Here is an 11,891-nt window from a genome sequence, read left to right as displayed (position 1 = left end):
AAAAATTTAAAAAACCTAGGAAAAGCTTTGTCAAAAGCTGAACAAAAAACAATTAATGGAGGTTATGTACCTAAAATGAATCCCTGTGACAGTAGTGATCCATGTCCAGCTTGGCAATATTGTCAAAATGGATACTGTAACTCTTAGTCTATCAAATACGCAGACCTACATTAGTTTATTTAAATGAAAAAATTCCCAACATACAAACAGACAGAATCTAAAGATTGTGGACCAACATGCTTAAAAATTATTGCTAAGCATTACGGTAAAACGCTATCAATCCAGCAAATTAGAACCATTAGCGAAACCACAAGAGAAGGTAGCAGCTTACTTAATTTGAGTGATGCGAGTGAGACTGTTGGTTTTAGAAGCTTGGGAGTTAAATTAACTTTAGAAGAATTACAAAAAGCACCACTACCTTGTATACTGCATTGGAATAAGGATCATTATGTGGTGCTTTATAAAATAAAAAAAGACAATTATTATATCTCAGATCCTGCACACGGATTAATAAATTATACTAAAGACGAATTTTTAAAATTCTGGATAGGTAATAACGCTACAGAAACCACACAAGAGGGTATTGCTTTACTTTTAGATCCAACCCCTCAATTTTATAGTAGTGAATTTGCTGAAGAGGAAGAGCAAAAATTCAACTTCACATATATATCTAAGTATTTATTTAAATACAAAAGTTTCATCCTTCAACTTTGTATTGGTTTATTAGCTGCCAGTTTATTACAATTAGTTGTGCCATTTCTAACACAAAGTATCGTAGATGTTGGTATAAAAAATAATGACCTCAACTTTATCTATCTTATTCTATTCGCACAAGTAGCACTGTTTATTGGTCGAACTGGAATAGAAATTATAAGAAGCTGGATTTTACTACATGTCAGTACCAGAATAAACATTTCATTAATTTCAGATTTCTTTATTAAATTAATGTTACTTCCAATCTCCTATTTTGATGTTAAAATGACTGGAGATTTACTACAACGTATTAACGACCATAAACGTATAGAGCAAATATTGACTACATCCTCTTTAAACGTATTGTTTTCAATGGTAAATTTTATAGTATTTAGTTTTGTCCTTTGCTATTATAGTTTGCAAATATTCACCATTTTTATTATTGGTAGTTTTCTTTATTTCTTATGGATAAAAATCTTTCTTAAAAAACGCGCTACACTAGATTACAAACGCTTTTCTGCTTTAAGTCAAGAACAAAGTACTGTAATCGAACTTATAAACGGTATGCAAGACATCAAACTACATAATGCCGAAAAACAAAAACGTTGGGCTTGGGAACACACACAAGCAAGGTTATTTAAAGTATCCATAAAAAGTTTAGCATTAGAGCAAACACAAAGCGTTGGTTCCTCTTTTATCAACGAGCTTAAAAACATACTCATCACTATTTTGTCAGCTAAATTAGTTATTGATGGAGACATCACTTTAGGTATGATGTTAGCCATTTCATATATCGTTGGGCAATTAAACAGTCCAATACAACAACTCATCAATTTTGTCAGAGAATTACAGGACGCAAAAATATCTTTAGACAGACTAGGAGAAATCCATAATATGGACAATGAAGAAGTCGATCCGCAAAGTAAAATAAAAGACATACCTAAAAGCGGAAGCATAAATATTAAAGACCTTGCGTTTAAATACACAGGAAGTGATATTGAAGTTTTAAAAAACTTAAACCTTGTTATTCCTGCTAATAAAACCACTGCTATAGTTGGTACAAGTGGAAGCGGAAAAACTACATTAATGAAATTACTTTTAGGGTATTATAAACCAAATGAAGGTGACATTATATTAAACAAATCATCGTTACAAAACATCTCACAAAAATCCTGGAGAGATCATTATGGTGTCGTTATGCAAGAAGGATATATTTTTAATGACACCATTGCTAATAACATAGCAATTGGAGAAGATACTGTTGATAAAAAACGATTAGCACATGCAATAGATGTTGCTAATATCAGAGAATACATAGAGTCTTTACCTCTAGCCTATAACACTAAAATTGGTGCAGATGGCGCAGGCTTAAGTACTGGACAAAAACAACGTTTATTTATAGCAAGAGCAGTATATAAAAATCCCGATTATTTGTTTTTTGATGAAGCGACTTCTGCTTTAGATGCCAATAACGAGAAAGTAATAATGGAAAATTTGAATACTTTTTTTGAAGACAAAACAGTAGTTGTAATAGCCCATAGATTAAGTACTGTAAAAAACGCGCATCAAATTGTGGTTTTAGATAACGGAAATATTGTAGAAGTAGGTAACCATAAAGGGTTGGTTGCAAAAAAAGGAAACTATTACAACTTAGTCAAAAATCAATTAGAACTAGGAAACTAAAAAATCATAACGAGATGTGAGATGAAAAAGATTGCTTCGATACACTCGCTATGACCAAAATATTCTCTCGCGAGGAATAGACAGAAAATGTGACTGTCTTTAAATGATCACAACAAATTTAATTTACAAATATTTTTAATCATGAAAAACTTAAAAAACTTAGGGCAAGCCTTAACTAAAGCAGAACAACAAACTATCAATGGAGGAGATGATCCAATAGCTGGTTTTCCTGTTGGAGGAAATGGTAATTCAGGCACTGTTTCTTTATACGGAGTCTGCTTCTCTAGAGGAAGATATACAAAGACTCTTTGCACAAGTAAGTGTGCAGATGGTACTGACCCAATTTGTGCATTTTAAAACTCACTGAATTCAGGAAGAGGTAATCACCTCTTCCTTTTTTATCTCAAAATTAACATGTCAAAAAAACTAGAAGAAATAGAATTAAGAAGTGAACAAGTACAAGATATACTATCCTATGTACCACATTGGATGACACGTTATGGAAATCTATTATTTCTTGGTTTAATATTATTGTTTTTTAGTTTAAGTTGGTTGATTAAATATCCAGATGTAATTTCTACTGAAGCATTATTAACAACCAAAATTCCGCCTGAAAAACTTATTGCACAAAGCACAGGAAAACTTGAAACTATTTTAATAAACAACAATGATTTAATTATTAAAAACAAGCCTTTAGCTATTATAGAGAACACATCAAACTACAAGGATGTTTATAAATTAAAAACCATAATAGACACCTTAAAAGTAAATACTAAATCGTTTATTTTTCCGATTAACGAGTTACCTGTTTTATTTTTAGGAGATATTGACACGCAATACGCGTTATTTGAAAACAATTACATACAATACACGTTAAATAAAGACTTACAACCATTTTCCAACGAAGCTTTAGCTAATAACAATTCAATTTCAGAATTACACAGTCGACTGCAAAGCTCTAAAGATCAATTAGCTTTAAACCAAACTGAATTAGCACTTAAAAAGTCAAATTTAGAACGTAATGAAACCCTTTACAAAAAAGGAATCATCTCTAAATTAGAAATAGAACAAAAACAAATAGAATATCATCAAGCGAAGCGTAATTTAAAAAGTTTTGAATCTTCAATCTCCCAAATAAGAGAAGCTATTAGTAATGCTAACAAATTATCAAAAGGCACTGAAATTAGCAAAACAAAAGAAGAAATGATGCTTTTAAAAAAAGTTATTCAATCTTTTAATCAACTTAAAAAAGCTATAAAAAATTGGGAAACACAATATGTTTTAAAATCTAATATTGATGGCAAAGTAGCATTTTCAAATTACTGGAGAACTAATGAAACTGTAAATCAAGGTGATTTAGTATTTACAATCATCCCAACAGAAAGCTCTACGTTTATAGCAAAACTAAAAACACCTGCTAACAATTCTGGCAAACTTAAAATCGGACAAGAGGTTAATATAAAATTAGAAAACTATCCTGAAGCTGAATTTGGTACTTTAAAAGCTAAAGTTATACACATCTCACTAATTCCAGATAACGATGGGTTTTATTTAATACTTGCTCAATTACCTAAAGAACTGATATCATCCTATAAAAAAAATATAGAGTTTAAACAAGAAATGCGTGGAAGCGCAGAAATCATAACGGAAGATTTACGTTTGGTTGATCGATTCTTCTATCAAGTAAAAGACATATTTAAATAACTATAACAATTTACACCAAAACCAAAAGTATTCTCTCGCGAGGAATAGACACAAATCTTGAGTGTCTTTAAAAGATCAAGACTTATTTAATTTATAAACACTTTCTTATGAAAAAAATAATTCTATTTTTAATTTTAATTACATTTTCTTTTGGAGCAAAAGCTCAATGTAATATTTCAGGACCATCAACAGTAATTGTCGGAACTTCTGCAACATTTTCAATCCCTAATTTAGCACAATGTACCGATTGCTATGACTGGGATATTGTATCAAATAATATTTCAATTACATCATCGGATACAAACAACACTGCTACAATTTTAGCTAACTCAGCTGGATTAGCAAATATTCAAGTTACTTATTTTGATGAAAATGGTTGCCATACATGTGATATAGAATTTGAAATCACTAGTGGTGGAAATATTTCTTGCTGCGCACCAGAGCTAGACGCAAGTTTTATATGTAGACCGAATGGTAATGGTGGTGGAACCCTATTATTTGAAGACCCAGAAAATTGTGATGTAGATTGGGATAATATTTCACATATGGATGTAACAGTTTCTGGAGCTTTCTTGACAAGACATCCCCATTTTGGTCAAAATAGCGGAACTTTCTATGGTCCCTTTGTTAATAATCCTGTACTATCTATTGCTTCAGACAATGGCTGTCCTCGAACCATTAGAGCCACAGTTACTTTTCATTTTAATAATGGATGTGAACCAGTAACTAAAACGTTAAAACATAATGTTATAAATTTTGGGAGTTTAGCAATTAAGAAAAGTCATGAAATAATTCTATCACCAAATCCAACCTATTCTAATATTAAAATTACTGGTGAAAATATCGAAAACTCTAAGATATTAATTTATAACAATAAAGGAAAACTAGAAATTTCAGAAGAAAATATTAATAAAGAAATTAATATGAGTAAATTATCAAAGGGAATCTATTTTTATAAAATTTTATCAAAAAATAAAATAATTAAACAAGGAAAAATAATTAAGCAAGAATAAAGACTATTTATCAATTAATCAAAAAAAGCCTTTCCATTTTTGGAAAGGCTTTTAAATTAATACCTAAACAACAACTTACTTCTTATCGTCTGCTACTTTATTTAGTTTTTTAATCTCTTCGTTATATTCTTCTCTGGCATCATCAATATCACCATCATCTTCCATCTCTTCTCTAAACTCTTCGTTTGCTTTACGATTAATGGTAACGTACTCATCAAAAGTTTCATTAATTTCTTCAACTAAATCATCATAAGCCTCGTTTAGTTCTTCAAGGTTTCTAACATTACGTTTGTCTTTACCGTTTTGTTCTTTGATATATTCATTATATTCTTTCTGTACATCTTCTATATCTTCGGTTATTTCTTCTGTTTTCATCCAATCTGGACGTGTGCTTTGCAATGTTACTATTGTTGCTTCTAGATTAGGAATGACTGCAGATTTTGTTGTAAAATCGGCTCCTTCCAACTTTTTCATCTCTACCGACAGCGTATTAAAAGCATCCCAACCACTAATTTGCATAGCATTAACCTTATTGTTTAGTGTTCTATTTACAACAGCTCCAGAGTTAGTCGTTATTGTATTAGATTTTGACTTTAAATCATTACTATTTGTCGCCAACATTTTATTTGTACTTGAAGTGTTTGATTTTAAATCCTGTTCAACATTAGCGTTTTGATTCATTTCAGAATTTGTTAATTCTTTAGAATTATTGTTTTTTTCTCATCCATACAAGATGTGAATAATACTCCTGTTAATGTTAATAATCCGATTGTGTTTCTTAAATTTTTCATAGTTTCAATTTTGGTTTAACACAAAGGTACCGGACAGTTAGATCAACTTAGAAAGATTTATTATAAAATAGTCACAAAAAACAAACTTGATTTAACATAAACACTAATATTTTAACATTATTCCCTAGAAACTTATTAAAAAATGTTAATTGAGCGACTTAAAATTATTGATAATTTAAATTATTAACAAATGAAAAAGCCTCTCCAACTGGAGAGGCTTAATATATTAGTCCATACTTATTTTAAATTAGACAAACTAGATTTTAAAGTTTCAATTTTAGCCAAAGCATCTGCTTCTTTCTTTTTCTCTGCTGCAACTACTTGCTCTGGTGCTCCTGCCACAAAACGCTCGTTGGACAGCTTCTTTTGTACAGATTTTAAGAAACCTTCAGTATAATTCAATTCTTCGGTTAATTTTTTAATTTCTGCCTCAACATCTATTGCGCCTTCCATAGGTATAAAGTATTCATTAGATTTTACTCTAAACGTTAATGCACCTTCTACAGCCTCACTTACATAATCTATAGACTCTAAATTACCTAATTTTGCTATTACTGCATCAAAATCTGTATTAGAACCTTCATTATTAATTACTGAAAAACCTATAGCATCTTTAAACGCTATATTTTTTTCTTTTCTAACAGTTCTAATTCCTGAAATTACTTCTGAAGCAAATTCAAACTGAGAAATAATCTCTTTATTTACAGGTTTTGCTTCTGGCCATTTTGCAACAATTAATGCTTCCTCTGGAGTCCTTTCTGCAATATACTGCCAGATTTCTTCTGTTAAGAAAGGCATAAATGGATGTAATATTTTAAGATTATCTTCAAATATTGACATTACCTTATTATACGTCGTAGCATCAATTGGCTGTTGATAAGCTGGTTTTACAATCTCTAATAGCCATCCACAAAAATCGTCGTAGATTAATTTATAAATTGTCATTAAAGCATCACTTAATCTGTATTTACTAAAGTGATCTTCAATCTCAACTAATGCCTCACTAAACTTTGACTCATACCAATCTAAAGCTATTTTACTTGATTCTGGTTGCGAAATACTATCGCTAACTTCCCATAAATTAGTAAGGTTAAAAGCATTCCAGATTTTGTTTCCAAAACCTTTACCTTGTTGACATAAGGTTTCGTCAAACATCAAGTCGTTTCCTGCTGCGCTACTTAAAAGTAATCCAACTCTGACTCCATCTGCACTATAATCTTCAATTAACTTTAAAGCATCTGGCGAGTTACCTAAAGATTTAGACATCTTACGACGTTGCTTATCACGAACTAAACCAGTTAAGTACACGTTGTTAAATGGTTTTTGGTCTTTATACTCATAACCAGCAATAATCATACGTGCTACCCAAAAGAATAATATATCTGGTCCAGTTACTAAATCGTTAGTTGGATAGTAGTATTTTATTTCTTCGTTTTCTGGGTTTCTAATCCCATCAAAAACAGACATTGGCCATAACCATGAGCTAAACCAAGTATCTAAAGCATCTGTATCTTGTTTTAAATCTTCCGCTTTTAAATCTGCTTTTCCTGTTACTTTTTGTGCTTTTAAAACAGCGTCTTGTAAAGTTTCTGCAACTACAAAGTCTTCTTTTCCGTCACCATAGAAATATGCAGGAATTTGTTGTCCCCAAAGTAATTGACGAGAAATATTCCAATCGCGAATATTCTCTAACCAATGACGATAGGTGTTTTCAAATTTCTTTGGAAATAATTTAATTTCAGCATCTTCACCTAAAACAGCTTCAATTGCTGGCTTAACCAACTCTTCCATTTTCAAGAACCATTGATCGCTTAATCTTGGTTCTATAACTGCTTTGGTACGTTCCGACGTTCCTACTTTATTTATATGTGTTTCAGTTTTTACTAAAACACAAATGTTTTCTAATTCTTTTGCTACATTTTTTCTTGCTACAAATCTGTCCTGACCTTCAAATTGTAAACCATAACTATTTAAGGTCGCATCTTCATGAAAAATATCGATTACCTCAAGTTTGTGTTTATCTCCAAGGTTTTTATCATTTTCATCGTGCGCTGGAGTCACTTTTAAACAACCTGTACCAAATTCTAAATCTACATATTCATCCTGAATAATTGGTATAACGCGATTACTAATTGGTACGATGGCTTTTTTTCCACGCAAGTGTACAAAACGTTCATCTTCTGGGTTTATACAAATTGCAGTATCACCAAAAATAGTTTCAGGACGTGTTGTTGCAATAGTTAGTGTATCGTCACTTCCTTCAATTTTGTAATTAATATAGTAAAGGTTTCCTTGACGTTCTTCGTGGATAACTTCCTCGTCAGATAGCGTAGTTTTTGCTTCAGGATCCCAGTTTACCATACGGTAACCTCTATAAATTAGACCTTTGTCATGTAAATCTACAAACACTTTTATGACAGCTTCAGACATATCGTCATCCATTGTAAACTTTGTACGATCCCAATCGCAAGAACAACCCAATTTTTTAAGTTGGTCAAGGATAACGCCTCCATATTCTTCAGTCCATTCCCAAGCATGTGCTAAAAACTGGTCACGTGTCAGGTCATTTTTGTCAATTCCTTGTTCTTTTAATTTAGCAACAACTTTAGCTTCGGTTGCAATTGAGGCATGGTCTGTACCTGGAACCCAACACGCATTTTTACCTTGTAAACGCGCACGTCTGACTAAAACATCTTGTATAGTATTATTAAGCATGTGTCCCATATGCAAGACTCCTGTTACGTTTGGCGGAGGGATTACGATGGTATATGGCTCTCTATCGTCTGGAGTAGAATGAAAATAGTTGTTCTTCATCCAGTAATCGTACCATTTGTTTTCTGCTTCAATAGCATTATATTTTGATGGAATTTGCATACTTTGGAATAGTTTTTGAAATATATCTTACAAAAGTACTTATATTTCTGTTTTTGGAAAATTTTAATGATAATTAATGTACCTTTAAATATGCTGTAAGTATTTACAGGTATGCATTACATCTATTTTTTTTGCAATTAGAAGAAAAAGTAATTAAATTTACGAACCTAAAATCAAAACATAATGAAAAAATTATTTACAATATTATTTATCGGACTAATTAGTTTGTCAGTTAATGCTCAAGAAAAAGTAGCCAAAATTGAATTTAAAGAAACGACTATTGATTATGGTACAATAGAAAAAGGTGCTAATGGACTTAGAACTTTTGAATTTACTAATACTGGTGATGCACCTTTAATAGTTTCTAAAGTTAGTTCTAGCTGTGGATGTACAGTACCTAAAAAGCCGAAAGATCCAATTATGCCTGGTCAAACTGGTGAAATTGAAGTGAAATATGACACTAACAGAGTAATGCCAATTAGAAAAACAATTACAGTTTTATCTAATGCTGAAACTCCAACAGTATCTTTAAAAATTAAAGGTAAAGTTATTGATCCTTCTAAAACTAGTGTTTTAGAGAAAAAAGGGAAAAGTGTGATGGAAAAATAATCCACATTGATAATATTTTTAAAAGCCGAAAACGTTATGTTTTCGGCTTTTTTTATTAGTCTATTGACGATTTTAGTTTTAAACTGAAAAATCAAGGTTTTAAAACCATTTTTTTAAAGAATACTTACAATTATTTTTTGCAAATTTGCATTCTAAACTATTTTGAAATGCCAAAAATTTCTCAAAAAGGGCAATTAATGCCTCAATCACCTATTAGAAAATTGGTTCCTTTTGCTGAAAAAGCATACCAACAAGGAAAAACTGTATACCACCTAAATATTGGTCAACCTGATATTAAGACTCCTCAAGTTGCTCTTGATGCTGTTAAAGTACACTCTTTAGACATATTAGCTTACACAAGATCTGAAGGATCTGAAGGTTACAGAAACAAAATTGCTGACTACTATTCAAAAAACGACATCCATGTAAAACATGATGACATTATAGTTACCACTGGTGGTAGTGAAGCTTTACTTTTTACTTTTGGAAGTATTATGGATGTTGATGACGAGGTAATTATACCTGAACCGTTTTACGCTAATTACAACGGTTTTTCAACTGCCTCTGGAGTAACGGTTGTTCCTGTAATTTCAAAAATAGAAGACAATTTTGCTTTACCTGCTATTGAGGAATTTGAAAAACTTATTACACCTAAAACAAAAGCTATTTTAATTTGTAATCCTGGTAATCCAACAGGATACTTATATTCAAAAGAAGAAATAAAAAAATTAGCAGACATTGTTAAAAAACATGATTTGTTTTTAATTGCAGACGAAGTTTATCGCGAGTTTGCTTATGATGGTGCCAAACACTATTCAATACTACAAGAAAAAGGACTAGATGATCATGCAATTGTAATAGATTCGGTTTCTAAACGTTATAGCATGTGTGGCGCAAGAATTGGATGTTTAGTTTCTAAAAATAAAGAGGTCATTGCAACAGCATTAAAATTTGCTCAAGCAAGATTAAGCCCTCCTACTCTAGCGCAAATTGCTAGTGAAGCTGCTTTAAGCACACCTCAAAGTTACTTTGATGATGTTATTGAAGAGTATGTAGAACGAAGAAACGTTTTAATTGAAGAATTAAATAAAATTGAAGGTGTACAAGTAGCTAACCCAAAAGGTGCTTTTTATTGCATAGCACAACTACCTGTTAAAAACAGTGATAAGTTTGCGCAATGGTTATTAGAGTCTTTTGATGTTGACGGAGAAACTGTCATGGTTGCTCCTGCTGCTGGATTTTACAGCACACCAGGAGTTGGATTAAACCAAATCCGTATTGCTTACGTTTTAAACACCGAAAGCTTAAAAAAAGCTGTAAACATTATTAAACAAGCTTTAAAAGTATATAAAGATTAGTGCAAATATTAGATAACATATCCTTAAAACCATACAATACATTTGGTATTGATGTTAAAGCCAAACAATTTGTTTCGGTTAAAACTATTTATGACTTAATTGCTGTGTATTCATCTGAAAAAAACACAGAAAAATTTATTCTTGGAGGTGGAAGCAACATGCTTTTGACTAAGAATATGGACAAACTAGTGATTCATTTAGATTTAAAAGGAAAATCAATTGTATCTCAAACAGAAAACCATGTTTTTATTGAAGCTAAAGCTGGCGAGAATTGGCATGACTTTGTATTGTGGACTTTGCAGCAAAATTTTGGAGGTTTAGAAAACCTTTCTTTAATACCTGGTAACGTAGGATCTAGCCCTATACAAAACATAGGCGCTTATGGTGTCGAGCTCAAGGACAATTTTCACACCTGTGAAGTACTAAACTTGGAAACGTTAAAAACTGAAATTTTCACCAATCAAGATTGTAATTTTGGTTACCGTAATTCCATATTTAAACAAAGCGCTAAAGGCAAATACATTATACTTAGTGTTACGTTTAAACTAACAACTAAAAATCACGTATTACATACTAATTATGGAGCTATTAGTTCTCAATTAGAAGTCATGAATATTTTGAATCCTAATATTCAAGAGGTCTCAAAAGCTGTAATAGCGATACGTAATAGCAAATTACCAAATCCAAAGGAAATTGGTAATAGCGGAAGTTTTTTAAAAACCCAATTATTAGTAAAGAAGCATTTACAGAGTTACAACAAAACTTTCCGGATGCACCACATTATATTATTTCTGAAACAGAAGTAAAAGTACCTGCAGGTTGGCTAATTGAAACTGCTGGATTTAAAGGAAAAACTTTTGACAATTACGGAGTTCATAAAAAACAAGCTTTAGTTTTGGTAAATTATGATAATGCCAAAGGAAAGGATATATTAAAGCTTTCAAAATTGATACAACTTAGTATTTATCGTATATTTAATATTTCAATTGAAACCGAAGTCAATATTTTTTAAATAATTCTATAGACTTCAACTTAAAACCTTAGACTAACAAACCCTAAATAATAGCTTGAATTTTTCAATAGAAGAACATATAATAGCACATCTTAAAAATGGCGACAAACAAGCCATAACATTGTTATACGAAAACTATGCTGACGCCTTGTTT

Annotated in this window: 8 protein-coding genes and 1 pseudogene; 7 read left to right on the top strand and 2 right to left on the bottom strand. The window is 31.3% G+C overall.

The window, feature by feature from the left end; translation table 11 throughout:
- Nucleotides 1-183 precede the first annotated feature (183 nt).
- The 4 genes from AC0L4B_RS07340 to AC0L4B_RS07325 all read left to right on the top strand — a co-directional run bounded on the left by AC0L4B_RS07340 (nucleotide 184) and on the right by AC0L4B_RS07325 (nucleotide 5,093).
- Nucleotides 184-2,376, top strand: coding sequence for a peptidase domain-containing ABC transporter (locus tag AC0L4B_RS07340; protein ID WP_473439190.1), 2,193 nt, complete (start codon nucleotides 184-186; stop codon nucleotides 2,374-2,376).
- A gap of 141 nt (nucleotides 2,377-2,517) precedes the next feature.
- Nucleotides 2,518-2,733, top strand: coding sequence for a hypothetical protein (locus AC0L4B_RS07335; protein ID WP_473439189.1), 216 nt, complete (start codon nucleotides 2,518-2,520; stop codon nucleotides 2,731-2,733).
- A gap of 57 nt (nucleotides 2,734-2,790) precedes the next feature.
- Nucleotides 2,791-4,080 carry an HlyD family secretion protein gene (locus AC0L4B_RS07330; RefSeq protein WP_473439188.1) on the top strand — a complete coding sequence of 430 codons (1,290 nt, stop codon included), beginning with the start codon at nucleotides 2,791-2,793 and terminating at the stop codon, nucleotides 4,078-4,080.
- A 107-nt stretch (nucleotides 4,081-4,187) separates the two neighbouring features.
- Complete coding sequence (locus tag AC0L4B_RS07325) at nucleotides 4,188-5,093, top strand: T9SS type A sorting domain-containing protein (protein ID WP_473439187.1); 906 nt, start codon at nucleotides 4,188-4,190, stop codon at nucleotides 5,091-5,093.
- Nucleotides 5,094-5,168: 75 nt separating this feature from the next.
- On the opposite strand, the gene AC0L4B_RS07320 is transcribed toward AC0L4B_RS07325, so the two are convergent.
- Nucleotides 5,169-5,774: a hypothetical protein gene (locus AC0L4B_RS07320; protein ID WP_473439186.1), complete on the bottom strand. Its 606-nt coding sequence runs from the start codon at nucleotides 5,772-5,774 to the stop codon at nucleotides 5,169-5,171.
- 347 nt (nucleotides 5,775-6,121) lie between these two features.
- Nucleotides 6,122-8,758: a valine--tRNA ligase gene (locus tag AC0L4B_RS07315; protein WP_473439185.1), complete on the bottom strand. Its 2,637-nt coding sequence runs from the start codon at nucleotides 8,756-8,758 to the stop codon at nucleotides 6,122-6,124.
- A 183-nt stretch (nucleotides 8,759-8,941) separates the two neighbouring features.
- On the opposite strand from AC0L4B_RS07315, the gene AC0L4B_RS07310 reads away from it, so the two are divergent.
- The 3 genes and pseudogenes from AC0L4B_RS07310 to murB all read left to right on the top strand — a co-directional run bounded on the left by AC0L4B_RS07310 (nucleotide 8,942) and on the right by murB (nucleotide 11,737).
- Complete coding sequence (locus AC0L4B_RS07310) at nucleotides 8,942-9,367, top strand: DUF1573 domain-containing protein (RefSeq protein ID WP_473439184.1); 426 nt, start codon at nucleotides 8,942-8,944, stop codon at nucleotides 9,365-9,367.
- A 167-nt stretch (nucleotides 9,368-9,534) separates the two neighbouring features.
- Nucleotides 9,535-10,725, top strand: coding sequence for a pyridoxal phosphate-dependent aminotransferase (locus tag AC0L4B_RS07305; RefSeq protein WP_473439183.1), 1,191 nt, complete (start codon nucleotides 9,535-9,537; stop codon nucleotides 10,723-10,725).
- Nucleotides 10,725-11,737 (top strand): annotated as a pseudogene (gene murB / locus AC0L4B_RS07300) (UDP-N-acetylmuramate dehydrogenase). The gene AC0L4B_RS07305 and the pseudogene murB overlap by 1 nt, the downstream one beginning before the upstream one ends.
- Nucleotides 11,738-11,891 lie beyond the last annotated feature (154 nt).

Source organism: Olleya sp. NP1-10, assembly GCF_055804415.1.
The sequence above is the reverse complement of the archived record's forward strand: the minus strand, read 5'-3'. Positions and strand labels throughout refer to the sequence as shown.

Bases quoted from the DNA above. Each gene is read 5' to 3' on its own strand.
- AC0L4B_RS07305 (WP_473439183.1), top strand. From the start codon at position 9,535: ATGCCAAAAATTTCTCAAAAAGGGCAATTAATGCCTCAATCACCTATT.
- AC0L4B_RS07325 (WP_473439187.1), top strand. From the start codon at position 4,188: ATGAAAAAAATAATTCTATTTTTAATTTTAATTACATTTTCTTTTGGA.
- AC0L4B_RS07340 (WP_473439190.1), top strand. From the start codon at position 184: ATGAAAAAATTCCCAACATACAAACAGACAGAATCTAAAGATTGTGGA.
- AC0L4B_RS07320 (WP_473439186.1), bottom strand. From the start codon at position 5,774: ATGAATCAAAACGCTAATGTTGAACAGGATTTAAAATCAAACACTTCA.
- AC0L4B_RS07335 (WP_473439189.1), top strand. From the start codon at position 2,518: ATGAAAAACTTAAAAAACTTAGGGCAAGCCTTAACTAAAGCAGAACAA.
- AC0L4B_RS07310 (WP_473439184.1), top strand. From the start codon at position 8,942: ATGAAAAAATTATTTACAATATTATTTATCGGACTAATTAGTTTGTCA.
- AC0L4B_RS07330 (WP_473439188.1), top strand. From the start codon at position 2,791: ATGTCAAAAAAACTAGAAGAAATAGAATTAAGAAGTGAACAAGTACAA.
- AC0L4B_RS07315 (WP_473439185.1), bottom strand. From the start codon at position 8,758: ATGCAAATTCCATCAAAATATAATGCTATTGAAGCAGAAAACAAATGG.